The organism is Thermoactinospora rubra (genome assembly GCF_002093975.1).
GTDB lineage: Bacteria > Actinomycetota > Actinomycetes > Streptosporangiales > Streptosporangiaceae > Nonomuraea > Nonomuraea rubra_A.
Map to the genome: position 1 here is coordinate 220,498 of NZ_KZ084326.1, position 15,320 is coordinate 235,817.

A 15,320-nucleotide genomic window follows, 5' to 3' on the forward strand; every position below is an offset into this window, starting at 1 on the left:
ATCCTAGGCTGGCCCCATGACTGATCGACGCCTGCTGCTCGTGCACGCCCACCCTGACGACGAGTCGATCGGCACCGGCGCCACCATGGCCAAGTACGCCGCGGAGGGCGCCCACGTCACGCTGGTGACCTGCACCCTGGGCGAGGAGGGCGAGGTCATCCCGCCCGAGCTGGCCCACCTGGCCGCCGACCGCGACGACACGCTGGGCCAGCACCGCATCGGCGAGCTGGAGGCCGCCTGCCGGGCGCTCGGCGTGAGCGACCACCGCTTCCTCGGCGGCCCCGGCCGCTGGCGCGACTCCGGCATGATGGGCGCGGCCACCAACGACCGCCCGGACGCCTTCTGGCAGGCCGACCTGGACGAGGCGGCGGGCGAGCTGGTCAAGGTCATCCGCGAGGTGTGCCCCCAGGTCCTGGTCACCTACGACGACAACGGCTTCTACGGCCATCCCGACCACATCCAGGCCCACCGGGTGGCCTGGCGGGCCTACGAGCTGGCCGCCGATCCCGCGTTCGGCGAGGGCGAGCCGTGGCGGATCGCCAAGTTCTACTTCACGGCGGTGCCCAGGTCGGTGCTGCGGCGCATGGCCGAGAGCATGCGGGAGGCGGACGTCGAGTTCATGGTCGAGGACGTGGACGACCTGCCGTTCGGCTGCGCCGACGAGGAGGTCACCACGGAGATCGACGCCCGGCCGTACGTCAAGCACAAGCTTGACGCGATGCGGGCCCACGCGACGCAGATCAGCGTGAGCGACCCGTGGTTCGCGCTGTCGAACAACATCGGGCAGGAGGCGCTGGGGGTGGAGCACTACATCCTGCACCGCGGGGTGCGCGGCCCGGCCGGTCCCGGCGCGCCGATCGAGGCGGGCGGCCTGGGCGAGCCGTGGACGCGCGAGACCGACCTGTTCGCCGGGCTCGACGTGGACTGATCGGCTCGACGTGGACTGATCGGCTCGGCGGCGCGGCAGGCGCTCGTGGCGCGGCCCCGTCGGCGGGCGGGGCCATTGGTACCCTCGTCGTCCATGGAGGCGGCTCTGTCGGGGATGGCGTACGGCATGCTGTTCGTGCTGGGCGCCGTGCTGGGCGTGGTGGGCGCCTTCACCCACGACGTGCCGGTCTCCTGCGTGCTGCCCGTCGTGGCCTGCGGCTGGGTGGTGGTCCTGTTCGCCGTGAGCTTCGGCGCCGGCCGGATGATGCGCTCGAAGGCCGGCGCCGCCGCCGTGGCCGTGGGCTGGCTGCCCGTCACCATGGTGCTGGCCATCACCCCCGCCGCGGGCGACGTCGTGTTCACCCATCCCGCCGGGACCGTCTACGTCTACGGGGGACTGGGGGCGATCGCGGTGGCGTTCCTGCTCGCGCCCTCCTCCGGGGGTTCGTGGCTCCTGCGGGGATACTCCGGAAACGGCGGCATAAAGTAGCCAGCGTGCATCAGGGCTTCTCCATCGACGCGAAGATCTACCGGCGCGTCGTCGGACGGTTCGCCACCGGCGTCGTCATCGTCACCACCCGGCTCGGCGAGGTCGACCACGCGATGACGGTCAACTCCTTCACATCGGTCTCGCTCGACCCCCTGCTCGTGCTGTTCTGCGCGGACAAGCGGTCCCGGTTCCGCGAGCTGGTCCTGGACTCCGGCGTGTGGGGCGTGTCCGTGCTGCCCGCCTCGATGGAGGACGCCTCCCGGTACTTCTCCGAGCCCGGCCGCCCGGTCGCGGCGCGGCTGAAGCAGTGGCCGCACCACCACGGCCCCTCCGGGGTCACGCTGTTCGACGCCGCGATCGCGACGCTGGAGTGCCGCACCTGGGCGGTCCACGAGGCGGGAGACCACTCGATCGTCGTCGGCGAGGTCACCTCGCTCGCCACCCCGGTGGAGGAGGCGGCCCCCCTGATCTTCCACGAGGGCCGCTACCGCACTTTGTGACTCAACACTTTGTGACTCACCCGCCCGGCGGGCCCGTCAGCCGCGGGCCGGGCTGCTGGAGTTGCTGGGGCTGCCCGGGCTGCGGGGGCTCGGGGGCGACGCGCACGTCCGCCTTCGAGCCGCCGTGCTCGGCGCAGCCGTCCGCCGTGTCGCCCGACATCGTGACCTTGCCGTCCTTACACACCACCATCCGGCCGCCGCTCACCGAGGGCAGCGGGGTGGCGGCGCAGTCGAAGTACGTGCACACCTCCGCGGGCGGGCTCGTGACCAGCGGGTCCTGATTGGGGGCGCAGTAGTGGAAGCGGTAGGGGTTCCACGGCGCGTCGCAGCCCTTGTTGGGCGGCGGCGCGACGGTGACCGTCACGGTGGCGCCCGTGGGCTCGGTCGGCCCGGTGGGTTCGGTGGGTTCGGTCGGCCCGGTGGGTTCGGTGGGTTCGGCCGTCACCGTCACCGTGACCGGATCCGGGGTGACCGTCACCGTGGCCGTGATCGTCGCCTCGACGGTGATGGTGGTCGTCGGCCCCGCGGCCGACTGCGTGACCGTGGGACCCGTGGTCACGGTCGTGGTGGCCGTGACCTTCGGCGTGGCCGTGACGGTCCTGGTCGGCCAGGGCAGCACCTTGACCGAGATCTTGGGCTTGCCGCTCAGCGAGTAGAAGCCCTTGCCGAGCTTCCTGCTCGTCGTCCCGGCGCCCGTCGTCACCGCCAGCTCGGCGGTCGCCGTACGGCAGGACGGCTTCTTCTTCGCGGTCTTCGTGCACACCCGCTGCTTGACCGTGAACCGGGCGGCTCCGCCGTACCGGATCGAGACGTCCAGGTAGGACACGCCCTTCCGTTTCACGATCTTGGTGGTCGCGGTGTAGGGGACCTTGGTCGTCGTGGGCGTGGGGCTCGGCGTCGGCGCGAAGATGATCGTCGGCTGGGGGTCGAACGAGGCGGTGGACGCGGTCGTCACGGCCAGACCTCCGGCGGCCGCGAGCGCCATCGTGCCGACCAGCGTGGCCAGGATGATGAGTCTCATGATCCTGCTCATGGGGGATATGTCAGGACGTGGATCATTATCCTGGGGCGGCAGGTCCGGTCAATACTGAATCCGTGAAGCGGCGCTACCGGATCCGGCGGGTCCTGAACCTCGTCAACCTCTCCACCCCGCTCGGCCTGCTGATCGCCGCCGTGGGCCGGGCGCGGCTCGCGCCGGGACCCGACGGGCTGATCCTGGCGTACGGCTACCGCTACCGCTTCCCGATCGCGGGCGCCTTCACGGTCGGCAACGTCGTGGTGACCAGGCACTCGCAGCTGAGCGAGCGCCTGATCGTCCACGAGGGGCGGCACGCCACGCAGTGGGCGTTCTGCGTGGGCCTGCCGATGTTGCCGCTGTACGTGCTGGCCATGGCCGTGTCGATGGCCATCTGCGGGGACCAGGCGTCCTACAACCCGTTCGAGCGGCTGGCGAACCTCGACGACGGCGGGTACGCGCGGCGCGGGCCGTGGTGGTCGAGGTAGGTCCAGGCCAGGGCGCCGATGCCCAGACCGCTCACCGCTCCCGCGCACAGCACGGAGGCCGTCGAGGGGCCGGCGGCGGTGATCCCCAGGGCGGCGAGCACGGAGACGGCCGCGGCCGCCACGCCGTACAGCAGGCAGGCCAGCCGCACCAGCCGCAGCCTCCTGGCCTCGGGGAGGGGCAGGGCGGCCAGCGCGGGCAGCAGCAGGAGGCCGTGCATGAGGACGGCGTGGGCGGGCTTCATCGACCCGGCCACCGTGTAGGCGAGCTGGGCGTTGCCCGTGGCGACCTCGACCATCCCACGGGCGATCATCACGCCGCCGAACGCCATGGCGGCCAGCAGGGTGACGAACCCGGCCCGTACGGCAAGCCGCATGCTCGGGGAGACGTCCGGGTCGGGGCGGAACGCGGCCACGGTGAAGGCGACCACGACCGCGATCAGCACGCCGCCGCCGATCGCCAGCCCGCGGCTGACGAGGGCGTCGAAGGCCGTCTCCTGGTTGAAGTGGGACGGCACGCCTCGCCAGGCCTGCATGGTGATGAGGGCGACCTCCAGTGTGGAGGCGGTGGCGAAGGCGCCGAGGAGGAGGTTCCGCCACCGCGTGCGGACGTGCCCGGCGACCCAGGCGAGGGTCAGCACGCTCACCCCGAAGCTGATGCCGAACGTGAACGGCTTGCGGAAGGACACCGGGCCGTCCCACGGGCCTCCGGTGACGGCCAGGACGCCGAGGTGTGCCAGGCCGGAGGCGAGGAGCAGCAGTCCGATGAGGTACCACAGTCGGGTCATGGGTCGATCGTCCGCCTGCGGGCGGGCTCCGGCGTCGGCTCGTGGTCTCGACCCGGGGTACGACGCCGGGATGACTGAAGGGGCATGCTGCGTCGTCCCCGCGGCGGCTATGAGCCCGGGACCAGGCGCAGCGTGTGCGTGGCGGCCTTCTTGACCGACTCCGGCTTGGAGTACATCGGCAACAACTCGCCCTTCGTCCACAACGCCGTCTGGTCCCAGTAGTTGTCGTGGTAGGCGTGGCCCGAGGCGCCCGTGAGGTTGATCCAGCCGGACTTGTCCATGTCCGCCAGGTCCACGACCATGCGCATCGACGGCACGGCCGTGATCTCGTAGCCCCTCTGCACGTTCCAGCCGGTGGCGTTGACCGCGTCCTTGTTGCCGGGCACGCCGAAGGGTCCCCGGTTGAAAAGCATCTCGATGGGCGCGATCCCCGAACTGCCGAACGTCTGGTTGGTCAGCGTGAGCGTGTGCACCTCGCCCCACGGGGTGTCGGCGCCGACCTCCTCGTAGGCGTCGACCATGGCCAGTCGCAGCATGTCGTCGCGCGTCTCCTTGACCGGTGTGCGGACGTCGTCCCAGAACGGGTCGTCCGGCCGGTCGAGCAGGCTCCTGACCACCTCGAACCACCGGTCGCCGCCGGTGGGGCGGGCCTGGGCGGGCAGCTCGTCGTCGAAAGTCAGCTTGAGCAGGTGGCGCCACACCGCGTTGAAGTACGCGGCCGGGCGCGAGCTCACGGTCTGCCAGCCGTCCCAGCCTTCGAGCAGCTTCCGCGCCTCGGCGGCGGGGCCGGCCAGGGGCACCCGCATGAGGTGGGGGACGAGCGTGGCGGCCAGGCCGTTGTGGGAGTCCTGCTGGATCTCCGCCATGGTCTGGGCGCTGATCTTGCCTTTCTGCAGCGCCTGCTTGATGCGCTCGATGATGCGCTGGGAGCGGTAGCCGTACGCCCAGTCCTTGGTGAGCAGCGGGCCGTAGCGCCGGGAGTCGATGACCGCGTTGTTGGCCGTGACGATGTAGCCCTCGGGCGGATCGGTCACGGACGGGAGCTGGTCGAACGGGATGGGCGCCGGCTTCCAGTCGTACTCCCCGGTCCAGCCGGGCACCGGCACGGTGCCGTCGCCCTTCAGCCGCACCGGGATGCGGCCGGGCGCCTGGTAGCCGATCCTGCCGTCGACGTCGGCGTAGATCAGATTCTGCGCGGGCACCTCGAACAGCGAGGCGGCGGCGCGGAACTCGTGCCAGTCGCGCGCCTCGTTCATCGCGAAGATGGCGTCGGCGCTGGCGCCGGGCGTCAGCGCCGTCCACTGCAGCGCGACGGCGTTGGCCTCCGCGCCGGGGTCGATCTTGAGCACCTCGCCGACCAGCGGGCCGTGGACCGTGCTGCGCACCTCCAGGGTAACGGGGTCGCCGCCCGCCACCTTGATCGTCTCCGTGCGCTTCTCCAGCGGGCGCGTCTCCCCCTTGTACAGGTAGGTGTCGCCCTCGACCTTCTCCAGGAACAGGTCGGCCACGTCGGGCCCGAGGTTGGTGAAGCCCCAGGCGATGCGGTCGTTGTGCCCGATGATCACGCCGGGGACGCCGGAGAACGTGAAGCCGGTCAGGTCGAAGGGGCACTCCTGCGACTTCGTCCGGCAGTGCAGCCCGGCCTGGTACCACACGCTCGGCATCGTCGCCGACAGGTGCGGGTCGTTGGCCAGGATCGGCTTGCCGGTCGTGGTGTGGTCGCCGGAGACGACCCAGGAGTTGGAGCCGATGCCGTCGCGGTCACGGCTGCTCATCAGGTCGGGGACGGCCTGGAGTGTCTCGGCGGCCGTCTCGATCAGCGCGGCGTCGGCGTCGCCGGGCATGGCCTGGGGGTCGAACCGGTCGCCGGAGATCGCGCCCTGGGTGACGATCGGGTCGTGGCGGTCGAAGGGATACTCCGGGAACAGCTGCGCCACCCGCTGCGGAGGCAGCCGCGTCGCGGTCAGCGCCCTGTCGATCTCCGTCTCGACGTTGGACCGCAGGTCCCACGCCATGGCCTTCAGCCACGCCACCGAGTCCACCGCTGTCCACTTCTCCGGCCGGTAGTCGCGGTTGGTCAGCTTGAGCACGGAATACTCGAAGCTGCGGGCGGAGGCGTCGGGGTGGGCCGCCAGCCAGGCGTTGACGCCCTCGGCGTAGGCGTCGAGATAGCGCCTCGTCGACTCCCTCAGCTCGGGGAGCTCCTTCTCCGCGACCCGGCGCCAGCCCATCGTCCTGATGGCCTTGTCCTGGTCGAGGGTCGACCTGCCGAACAGCTCCGACAGGCGGCCCGCGGTGACGTGGCGGCGGAAGTCCATCTCCCAGAAGCGGTCCTGGGCGTGGACATATCCCTGCGCGAGAAAAAGGTCCTCGGGCGTGTCGGCGTAGATGTGGGGGATGCCGAACCTGTCGCGGTAGACCTCCACCGCGGCCGACAGGCCCGGCACCCTGAGCGTGCCCTCCAGCTGGGGGAAGGACTGGCGGACCGTCCAGACGACCACGCCGGTCAGGACGAGGGCGAGCGCGAGGAGGACGGTCAGCACGCGCGCGAGCCAGCGCAGCGGCCCCGGCATCCACGCATATGGCCTCAACCTCACGGAACCTCCCTCGACCTGGATCCGCACCAAGTTTGGCAGGACTTCGCGGGTGCGAGGACCGTGGCGATCTCGCCTGTGGATAACTTCCGCGTGAGGTGTGGCGCACGACCCGGTCGTCCCATGGCCGCCAGGTCGCACGGGCCTCCGCCGCTGACGCGGGTCGTTAGGAGATCGATATTTGATCACCTTCGCGATGGCTCGCTAGGGTTGGCCGCCTTTGTTCCCCCCGGTCCCCCTCGCGAGGAGGTCCTGTGCGAGGTGCTGTGCGCCGCCACCGGTTCGGCCGGATCGCCGCGCTGCTCGCGGCCTGCTACGTCGCCGCCGCCGTCGCCTTCGGCGTCGTCGCTCTGGCCACCGGCGACCCCTCGCTGCTGCGGTCGCTCACCGGCGCGTACCGGGATCAGGACATCCTTCCGCCCACCTGGTGGGTGGAGGCCCTCCTGGTCGCGGCAGCAGTACTGCAGGGCTGGGCCTACTGGCAGGTGCTGCGCGGGCGGCTCGTCGGCGAGCCGGTGAGCCTGCCGAGACCGGTACGGCTGTTGCGGGCGGCCCTGTACCTCAGCGTCGCCTGCTCCCTGCTGTACCGCCTGCCGATCCCCGACCAGTGGTATCAGTGGTGGTTCGGCCTGCCCGCCGACCTCGTCCAGTTCGCCGTCGTAGGGCTGTTCTTCGTGGTCCTCGCCGGGAGCCTGCCTCGATGGCTGCGGCTCGCGGGGCTCGTGGCGGGCGTGGCCGGCGCCGCCATCGAGTTGGTCAACACCGTCGCCTACGGTCTCGAGGCACCGCGGGCGCTGGAATTCCTCTGGCACATCCCAACAAACGCGGTCCACCTGCTGTGGCTCGTCCCTGTTCTGATCGGGCAGGCTAGGGATGCCCGCTGGAGCCGTACGACCGTACGGATTGGCGTGGCATCGGCGTGGCTGTCGTCTCTGTTGCCCGGGTCGATCGTATTCGGGTTCTTCGGCTGGGGCGGCGTGGATTACCGCCTGGTCATCCTCATGCTCCTGGGCATTCTGGGCGTCCTCGGCATGGTGTGGGAGGCTCGCTCGGCTCACGAACTGGCCGGTCCGCCTCCGGCGCGCCCGCCCATCACCGTGCCCTCGCGGCTCGACCCCCGGCTGTGGCCGCTCGCCGCCGTGGCCGTCGTGCTCCCGCTCGTCCCGGCGGCCGTCAACCTCGCGGCGTACGGCATGCCGGTCTGGATCGGCCCCAGGGGCGCGGTGGAGAGCTTCTTCTACGAGTTCGCGAGGTACTCGACGGGCCTGCTGTGGGTCGCCGTCGACGTGCTCGTCGGGGTCGGCGCGCCTGCCGTACTCGTCCTGCTGACGGTCGTGCGCGGGACCCCGCGCCTGCTGCGCGTCACGATCTGGGCGCTGTCCATCGCCGCCGCGGTCGGCGCCGTCTCCGCGCTCACCTACGAGCCCGACTTGGACGGGCGACTCATCCCCGACATGGACGAGGATCGGCTGGGGTTCTATCCGTTCGGCCTGTTCACCCCGGACGCGGACGGCCGGCTCGCCTTCGGCATCTCGCCGCTGTGGTACTGCGCCGCGCTCGCCGCCTCCGCCCTCCTCCTGCACGCCCTGTACGGCACAGCGCCCCCCGGGCGCCCGCGACACCACGTTCTCGTGGCCGCCCTCGCCCCCTGCCTGGCCGTGCTCTTCCTCCCGGCGGCGGACCAGCCACGCGGCCCGGTGACCACGGCCGAGGAGTGCGTGCCGCGGGAGCCCTGGAAGCAGGCCGCGCTCCAGCCCTTGACGGGTCCACGCGCCTTCATCTGCGCGGCGCGCTCGAACCGCATGCTCCCGGACACCACACCCGACCAGGTGCTTTTAGCCCACGGACGCCGCTGGTGCGCCGTCTACACCCGCAACGACCCGCGCGAGCTCGCCCGCGTGCAGGCTGTGGAAGGGGTGAACGTCCGCAGCCTGGCGGGCGAGCTCTCCGGCATCTGCCCGCCCGCCGACGCGGCGGTCAAGGCCGCGCAGGCCGCGGATGACCGCGAGTTTGCGGCATTTCAGGCGGAGGAGCGGCGCAAGTGCGACGCCACCCCGCGCCACCGCCCCCTCATCAAGCCCGCCAAGGCGATCCGGCTGAAGGAACCGGAATGGCCCGAGGTGGGGCTGGAGCTGTACGAGCCGACCGAGGGCCACGACCCCGCAGACGACGGGACGTTCGAGAAAAGCCTGGACAACGGCCTCGTCGCCGGCGGGCCGGGACACCTGTTCCTGCACACGCACTCCGACTTCCACGTCTGCGTCACGCTGGAGACGTACACGCGCCGCCCGCCGGTGGAGACCAAGGGCTGGGACCACGTCGTGGAGGTCGGCTACGACAGCCCGACCGGCGACATGCGTTTCATCGACGGCCTGAGCGGCACCGAACTGCCCGACCTGTCACTCAACGGCCGCAAGGGCCACTACCGCATCCGCGTGCACTTCGCCTGGTTCCCCTGGAAGGGCGAGAAGTACGGCACGCAGCGCCTGCTGATCATGGCGTACCCGGGACCGGGCGACAAGGTCATCACCTACCGCAAACCACGCAAGGCCCAGTGACGACGGCCCACAGACGCGGGCAGACGCTTTTGACAGGACGTTGACAGGCATTGGCTAATAGCATTAGCTTTAGGGCTATCAGCGATAGCCGACCTCGGACGGAGACCGAACATGACGGAATCGCTCAGCATCCAGGGCGGCCGGATCGCCTACGACGTCACGGGCGACGGCCCGCTGGTCGTCCTCGCACACGGCATGGGAGACAACCGCCGCGCCTTCCGTTTCCTGGTCCCCGAGCTGGTGGCGGCCGGGTACCGCGTGGCGGCCGCGGACCTGCGCGGCCACGGCGAGTCCACCGCGGGCTGGCCGTCCTACACCCGCACCGACAGCGCGGGCGACATCCTGGCCCTGATCCGCCACCTCGGCGGGCCAGCGGTCGTCGTCGGCCACTCGTTCGCGGGCGGCGCGGCCACCATCGCCGCCGCCCAGGAGCCGGAGCTGGTGAGCGCGGTCGTGGAGATCGGCCCCTTTACCCGGGCCCAGCGGCTCGACCTGGCGGGCCTGCTGCGCGACTCTCACCACCGCAGGGGCATGACGCTGCTCATGGGCGCGGGGATGCTGCGCAGCGTCGCGCTGTGGAAGCGCTACCTCGACCACGCCTACCCCGGCGTCAAGCCCGCCGACTTCGCCGCTCACCTGGCCGCCGTCGAGGCCGACCTCCGGCGGCCGGGCCGCATGGCCGTGGTGGCCAAGATGGGCATGTCCGCGCCCACCGACGCGGGCGCGCACCTGCCTGCCCTCGAGTGCCCCGCACTGGTCGTCATGGGCACGCGGGACCCCGACTGGGCCGACCCCGAGGCCGAGGCCGAGGGCATCGTCGCCGAGATGCCCGCAGGGCTCGGCTCGGTCGCGATGATCGAGGGCGCCGGGCACTACCCGCATGCCCAGTACCCGGCCGAGGTGGCCGCCGCGATGCTCGCCTTCCTGCGTGAGCGGGCCGGGAAGTAGGCCGCGGGTCCCCGAGAAAAGGTCCCCGAGAAAGGAGCGTCGCGTGGCCCGAGCCGGGCTCTCCCAGGAAGCCGTGGTCGACCTCGCCCTGCAGGCGGTCGACGAAGGCGGCCCCACGGCCCTGACCCTTGCCGCCGTGGCGGCCCGCGCGGGAGTCGCCATCCCCTCCCTCTACAAGCACGTGCGCAACCTCGCCGAACTGCGCGCGCTGGTCTCCGTCCGGATCATGAACGAGCTGTCCGACCTGCTCACCGAGGCCGTGCTGGGCCGTTCCGGCGACGAGGCCGTGCGCGCCCTCATGGAAGCCTGGCGCGCCTACGCCGTGCGCCACCCGCACCGCTACGCCGCCATCATCCAGGCCCCCGACCCCGCCACGGCCCAGGCCGGGGAGCGCCTGATCGGCATCCTCCTCGCCACGCTGCGGGCGTACGGCCTGCACGGCTCCGCCGCCGTCCACGCCGTGCGCTGCCTGCGCGCCATGGCGCACGGCTTCGGCGTCCTGGAGGCCTCCGGCGCGTTCGGCCTGCCGGAGAAGCTGGACGACAGCTACGACCTGCTGGTCCGCATGGCGATCTCCAGGCTGCGCACCGCCCGTTAACTGCGCACCGCCCGTCAGCTCAGCACCGCCCGTCAGCTGGGCACCGCCCGTCAGGCGGGCACGGCTCCCGGGCCGGGCAGCACGTCGACGTCCCCCGCGCGCATCGGCCGGTCGCACACCGAGCAGTGCAGCTCGACGTGGCTGATCTCCCCGCACGCGTGGTGCCGGTACAGCACCGGCGGCCCCGCCTCCCCGGCCGTCCAGCGATCGCCCCACCGCACCATGACCATCAGCAGGTCGCACAGCTCCAGCCCCTTCTGGGTCAGGGTGTACTCGTGCCGGGGCGGGCGGCTGGAGTACTCCGTGCGCGCCAGCACCCCGTTGTCCACCAGCCACCTGAGCCGCTCGGCCAGCACCTTGCGCGAGATGCCGAGGTCCTGCTGCAGCTGCTCGAAGCGCCTGATCCCGACGTAGACGTCCCGCAGGATCAGCGGCGACCACGGCTCGCCGATGACGTCGAGGGTGCGGGCGATGGAACACGCCATGTCGCCGAATCGCGTGCGCTGCATGAAACCAGCCTAACCGGAAGAGTTCCCTCAAGAAACTTACCCTGCTAGCGTTCCCTTAAGGAACTCACGAGGGGAGTACGCCATGACGACGATCCCGGATCCCATCGCGGAACTGCTGTTCAGCCCCGCCGACGCGACGCCCATGAGCAGCGACGAGGCCACCGTCAAGCCGTGGGAGCAGGCACGGCGCTGCCTCGCGGCGGCGCGGAAGGTGTGGCTCACCACGACCCGGCCCGACGGCCGGCCGCACACCGCGCCCGTCCTCCTCGTCTGGGCCGGCGAGGATCTCTGTTTCGCCACCCGCCCCGGCTCGCGCAAGGCGCGCAACCTCCAGGCCCGGCCGTCCTGCGTCGTCGCGGCCTCCGACGAGACGCTGGACCTCGTGGTGGAGGGCGCCGCCACGCTCGTGCGCGAGGAGGCCGGGCAGCGCCGGGTGGCGGAGGCGCTCCTCGCCGAGTACGGCTGGCGGCTGACCCTCCGCGACGGCTCGTTCCACGACGACGGCCTCCCCGGCTCGCCGGAGTACGTCTTCTACCGGGTCACGCCCACGCGCGCCTACGGCTACGGCCCCGACGGCCTGACCGCCACGCGCTGGCGCTTCGCGTGACGGATCAAGGTCCGGTCAGGTCCAGACCTGCCCCTCGGGGGTGTCGGCCACCTTCACGCCCATGGCCGCCAGCTCGTCGCGGAGCCGGTCGGACTCGGCCCACTCTCTGGCCTGCCGCGCCCGTGCCCGCCGCTCCAGCAGCTCGGCAGCGCCCGGCGGGAGGACCTTGACCTTCCCGATGTCGCTGGACAGGTCGAGCCCCAGCACGTGGTCGAGGTGGAGGAACGTCTCGAACCGCGACCCGGGCGGCACCGACTCGTCGCGTTCGAGCTCCCGCAGCACCCTCAGGGCCGTGGGCGTGTCGAGGTCGTCGTCGAAGGCCGCCTCGGCCCGCCGTACGTGCTCCTGGGACAGCGGCGCGGACGGCGACTCGGCCCACTCGGCCACGCGCTGCCGCCACCGGCGCAGGGTGCGGTCGGCGGCGCGCAGCGTGTCCCAGGTCAGGTTCATCTGCTGCCGGTAGCGGTGCTCCAGGAACGCCAGCCGTACGGCCAGCGGATCCAGCCCCTGGTCGGCGACGTCGGACAGCAGCACCACGTTGCCGGTGGACTTGGCCATCTTGCGGCCGTCGAACAGCAGGTGCTCGCCGTGCACCCAGCGCGTGACGACCTCGTGCCCGGCCGCCGAGTCGGACTGGGCGCGCTCGTCCTCGTGGTGGGGGAAGCGCAGGTCGATGCCGCCGGTGTGGACGTCGATGCGGTCGCCGAGATACTCCAGCGACATGGCGGAGCACTCGATGTGCCAGCCGGGGAAGCCGGTGCCCCACGGCGTCTCCCAGACGAGCTCGCGGTGGGAGTGCTTCCACAGGGCCCAGTCGGCGTGGAAGCGCTTGCGCGGGTCGGCGCCCTCGACGCGGTGCCCGGGCTTGAGGTCTTCGAGCCGGTTTCCGGAGATCTCGCCGTAGGACGGGAAGGACTGGGCGGAGAAGAACACCGAGCCGTCGGGGACGGCGTAGGCGTGGCCCTTCTCGACGAGCTTGGCGATCAGCTCGATCATCAGGTCGATGGTCTCGGTGGCGCGGGGGGTGTGCTCCGGGGGGCGGAGGTTGAGTGCGGCGGTGTCGCGGCGGAAGGCGTCCTCGTAGAAGCGGGCGATGTCGAGGGTCGAGCGGCCCTCCGCGCGGGCCTGCATGACGATCTTGTCTTCGCCGATCTCCGCGTCGTCGACGAGGTGGCCGACGTCGGTGATGTTCTGGCAGACCACCATGCGCGCCCCGTGGCGTTCCATGACCCGGCGGATGAGGTCGGACAGCAGGTAGGAGCGCAGGTTGCCGACGTGCGCGAAGCGGTAGACGGTGGGGCCGCAGGTGTACATTTTGACGACTCTGCCCGGAGGGACCGGCACCGGCTCGGCCTGCCTCGTGCGGGTGTCGTAGATCCGCAGCATGCCTTCGAGCGTAGCCGCGGGGTGTGACAGAACCCAGACGGCGGAGGGTTACTCGGCGCCCAGGAAGGTGAGGATGTCGCGGTCGCCGCGCTCGCGCAGGCGGGCCAGGACCTCCTCCCGCGAGGCCGTCTCCGGCAGCCCGATGCGGGCCCCGATCAGCCGCAGGCCCTCGGCCTCCGACTGCACCGGAGCCGTGTACCCGATCAGGTGCAGCGCCCGGTTGAGCGGCGGCAGCTCGGGAGGGGCCGCGGGCAGGTACCGCGTCAGCAGCTCGCCCCCGTCCGAGACGGTCAGGAACACGTGGTCCCCCTCGGCCGCCTTGAACTCCGCCAGCACGTTGCGGATCGACCCCATCGTCGGCTGGTTGTGCCAGCTGATCACCACGTCCCCGGACGGCGCCGAGGCCGTGAGCGACCCGCCCGGCGCCATCCCGAGGTAGGCCGCGAACCCCGTGGGCAGCGGCGACCCCGACCCGCGCAGGTGCTCGGCGTTGACGTCCACGCGGTGCCACCACCGCCCGTCGCGGGAGCGGAAGCAGCGCCGCGTCTCGGAGACGTCCTTGCGCGGCTGGTACGGCTCGGCCGGACCGGACCCCGGCGGCGAGCTGCCCGCCACGCGGACCCACCCGCGCTGCGTGCGCTCGAACCCCGGCCCCCCGGCGTACGCCCGCACCGAGCTCTCGCTCACGTCGTAGCGCGAGGTCAGGTTCGCCACGATGGCCGAGATCGGCGCCTCGCCCCCGGCCCGCTCGATCTCGCGGGCGATCATCTCCCTGATGCCGAGGTACTCCTCGCCGCCCCATCTGGCCAGGCCGTACTTGTTGCGGTCCACCCGCAGGAAGCGGTCGTCGGCGGTGAGCTGGTTGCGGATGCCCACGAGGCTGTAGTCCTCGCCGATGCGCTCCTGGATCTCCTCGGGCGTCATCGGATCGCCGGAGATCGCCAGCACGGCCTCGGCCTTCTCGTTGATGCTCCGCGGCCAGGGCACCACGTAGTTCTCCAGGATCCGCAGCTGCGGCACGGAGCGGATCCACCGTTCGGCGACGTCCTCGCGGACCCCGAGCTGCGCCACCATGGTGACCGCCTCCTCCAGCGGGCGCGGCCCGTCGGAGAACAGCTGGCGCGTCTTCTCCCGCAGCTCGTCGGCCCCGCCCGCGACGAGCCAGCCGTCGGCCTGCTCGTAGCCGCTGAGCAGGGTGCGCACGAACCGCCAGGCGGGGATGCCCAGCGTCTTGAGCTCGTCGTGGTGCCAGGGCACGATCGCGGCCAGGTCGTCGGCCGGTACGGCGGAGCCGAGCCGCCCCCGCAGCCAGGCGACGTGCCCCACCAGGGGCGCGGCCTCGGGACCTGCCAGCCAGGCTTCGACGTGGTCGCGCAGGTCGCGCTCGATCTGCCGGATGCGCTCCCGGGTGACGTTGAAGCGCTGCGCCAGCTCGTCCAGCGTCGCCCGCTGCGCCGCGTAGAGCCGGTCGCGGGCGATCGCCCGCTGGCGCTCGTCGAGGTCGACGAAGAGCAGGTCGATCAGCTCCGGCAGCGGCCGCTCCGGATGCGCGGCCCGCACCTGGGCGGCCTGGTCGGCGGGCTCCAGCAGCCGCTCGAAGACGCCGAGGAACAGCTTCTCCACCACATCCTTGCCGAGCGACTCGGGAGTGCGCTCGCTCTCGGCCGGGTCCGACAGGCGCAGCAGCGGCAGGATGTCGCCCAGCGCGAGGTGGCCCCAGCAGGCGACGGCCAGGTCGGCCAGGTGGCCGGCCACCCGCTGCGTGCCCACGATGGCGCACGCCCGGTCGAAGGGGACCGCCTGCCACCATGCCGCGGGCAGGTCGGCGTCTTCCGCGATCGGCGCGATCTGGCCAGGGGAGGTCCAGCGCACCGGCGGTGCGAGGTCGCTCAGACTGAGGTTCATCGGGATCCAA

General features: G+C 71.7%; 14 protein-coding genes. 8 read left to right on the top strand and 6 right to left on the bottom strand.

The window, feature by feature from the left end:
* Positions 1-16: 16 nt before the first annotated feature.
* The 3 genes from mshB to BSB02_RS05350 all read left to right on the top strand — a co-directional run bounded on the left by mshB (position 17) and on the right by BSB02_RS05350 (position 1,917).
* The gene (gene mshB / locus BSB02_RS05340; RefSeq protein WP_084957384.1) at positions 17-928 is read left to right on the top strand and encodes an N-acetyl-1-D-myo-inositol-2-amino-2-deoxy-alpha-D-glucopyranoside deacetylase; all 912 of its coding nucleotides are present in this window, start codon (positions 17-19) and stop codon (positions 926-928) included.
* Positions 929-1,021: 93 nt separating this feature from the next.
* Positions 1,022-1,417: a DUF6113 family protein gene (locus BSB02_RS05345; protein WP_143590260.1), complete on the top strand. Its 396-nt coding sequence runs from the start codon at positions 1,022-1,024 to the stop codon at positions 1,415-1,417.
* Positions 1,418-1,422: 5 nt separating this feature from the next.
* Positions 1,423-1,917 (top strand): flavin reductase family protein, encoded by a 495-nt coding sequence (locus BSB02_RS05350; RefSeq protein ID WP_240506197.1) that lies wholly within the window; start codon positions 1,423-1,425, stop codon positions 1,915-1,917.
* A 16-nt stretch (positions 1,918-1,933) separates the two neighbouring features.
* Here the strand turns inward: BSB02_RS05350 and BSB02_RS42895 are convergent, their stop codons facing one another.
* Positions 1,934-2,938: a hypothetical protein gene (locus tag BSB02_RS42895; protein WP_206184513.1), complete on the bottom strand. Its 1,005-nt coding sequence runs from the start codon at positions 2,936-2,938 to the stop codon at positions 1,934-1,936.
* A 74-nt stretch (positions 2,939-3,012) separates the two neighbouring features.
* On the opposite strand from BSB02_RS42895, the gene BSB02_RS05370 reads away from it, so the two are divergent.
* Positions 3,013-3,420, top strand: a complete 408-nt coding sequence (locus tag BSB02_RS05370) for a hypothetical protein (RefSeq protein WP_084957394.1) — start codon at positions 3,013-3,015, stop codon at positions 3,418-3,420.
* Here the strand turns inward: BSB02_RS05370 and BSB02_RS05375 are convergent.
* On the bottom strand, positions 3,345-4,205 hold the full coding sequence (locus tag BSB02_RS05375; RefSeq protein ID WP_206184514.1) for a hypothetical protein: 861 nt from the start codon (positions 4,203-4,205) through the stop codon (positions 3,345-3,347). The two genes, BSB02_RS05370 and BSB02_RS05375, sit on opposite strands and share 76 nt — an antisense overlap.
* Before the next feature lie 107 nt (positions 4,206-4,312).
* Positions 4,313-6,778 (bottom strand): penicillin acylase family protein, encoded by a 2,466-nt coding sequence (locus BSB02_RS05380; protein WP_084957396.1) that lies wholly within the window; start codon positions 6,776-6,778, stop codon positions 4,313-4,315.
* Between the two features lie 275 nt (positions 6,779-7,053).
* Between BSB02_RS05380 and BSB02_RS05385 the strand changes: the two genes are divergently transcribed.
* The 3 genes from BSB02_RS05385 (at position 7,054) to BSB02_RS05395 (ending at position 10,903) form a co-directional block, all read left to right on the top strand.
* Positions 7,054-9,357, top strand: coding sequence for a hypothetical protein (locus tag BSB02_RS05385; RefSeq protein ID WP_143590262.1), 2,304 nt, complete (start codon positions 7,054-7,056; stop codon positions 9,355-9,357).
* A 111-nt stretch (positions 9,358-9,468) separates the two neighbouring features.
* Positions 9,469-10,305, top strand: coding sequence for an alpha/beta fold hydrolase (locus BSB02_RS05390; protein WP_084957400.1), 837 nt, complete (start codon positions 9,469-9,471; stop codon positions 10,303-10,305).
* 43 nt (positions 10,306-10,348) lie between these two features.
* Positions 10,349-10,903, top strand: a complete 555-nt coding sequence (locus BSB02_RS05395; protein WP_084957402.1) for a TetR/AcrR family transcriptional regulator — start codon at positions 10,349-10,351, stop codon at positions 10,901-10,903.
* A 50-nt stretch (positions 10,904-10,953) separates the two neighbouring features.
* Here BSB02_RS05395 and BSB02_RS05400 read toward each other — a convergent pair whose 3' ends face one another.
* Complete coding sequence (locus BSB02_RS05400; RefSeq protein WP_084957404.1) at positions 10,954-11,412, bottom strand: winged helix-turn-helix transcriptional regulator; 459 nt, start codon at positions 11,410-11,412, stop codon at positions 10,954-10,956.
* 82 nt (positions 11,413-11,494) lie between these two features.
* On the opposite strand from BSB02_RS05400, the gene BSB02_RS05405 reads away from it, so the two are divergent.
* Entirely contained in the window at positions 11,495-12,019 is a 525-nt protein-coding gene (locus BSB02_RS05405) for a pyridoxamine 5'-phosphate oxidase family protein (RefSeq protein ID WP_084957406.1), read from the top strand.
* A 15-nt stretch (positions 12,020-12,034) separates the two neighbouring features.
* Here the strand turns inward: BSB02_RS05405 and cysS are convergent, their stop codons facing one another.
* Positions 12,035-13,405, bottom strand: a complete 1,371-nt coding sequence (gene cysS, locus BSB02_RS05410) for a cysteine--tRNA ligase (RefSeq protein WP_084957407.1) — start codon at positions 13,403-13,405, stop codon at positions 12,035-12,037.
* Between the two features lie 48 nt (positions 13,406-13,453).
* Positions 13,454-15,310, bottom strand: a complete 1,857-nt coding sequence (locus BSB02_RS05415) for a sigma factor-like helix-turn-helix DNA-binding protein (protein ID WP_084957409.1) — start codon at positions 15,308-15,310, stop codon at positions 13,454-13,456.
* Positions 15,311-15,320: the final 10 nt, after the last annotated feature.

Excerpts from the sequence above, each read along its gene's own strand:
- mshB (WP_084957384.1), top strand. The coding sequence starts at position 17 with ATGACTGATCGACGCCTGCTGCTCGTGCACGCCCACCCTGACGACGAG.
- BSB02_RS05345 (WP_143590260.1), top strand. The coding sequence starts at position 1,022 with ATGGAGGCGGCTCTGTCGGGGATGGCGTACGGCATGCTGTTCGTGCTG.
- BSB02_RS42895 (WP_206184513.1), bottom strand. The coding sequence starts at position 2,938 with ATGAGACTCATCATCCTGGCCACGCTGGTCGGCACGATGGCGCTCGCG.
- BSB02_RS05375 (WP_206184514.1), bottom strand. The coding sequence starts at position 4,205 with ATGACCCGACTGTGGTACCTCATCGGACTGCTGCTCCTCGCCTCCGGC.
- BSB02_RS05380 (WP_084957396.1), bottom strand. The coding sequence starts at position 6,778 with ATGCCGGGGCCGCTGCGCTGGCTCGCGCGCGTGCTGACCGTCCTCCTC.
- BSB02_RS05390 (WP_084957400.1), top strand. The coding sequence starts at position 9,469 with ATGACGGAATCGCTCAGCATCCAGGGCGGCCGGATCGCCTACGACGTC.
- BSB02_RS05400 (WP_084957404.1), bottom strand. The coding sequence starts at position 11,412 with ATGCAGCGCACGCGATTCGGCGACATGGCGTGTTCCATCGCCCGCACC.
- BSB02_RS05405 (WP_084957406.1), top strand. The coding sequence starts at position 11,495 with ATGACGACGATCCCGGATCCCATCGCGGAACTGCTGTTCAGCCCCGCC.
- cysS (WP_084957407.1), bottom strand. The coding sequence starts at position 13,405 with ATGCTGCGGATCTACGACACCCGCACGAGGCAGGCCGAGCCGGTGCCG.
- BSB02_RS05415 (WP_084957409.1), bottom strand. The coding sequence starts at position 15,310 with ATGAACCTCAGTCTGAGCGACCTCGCACCGCCGGTGCGCTGGACCTCC.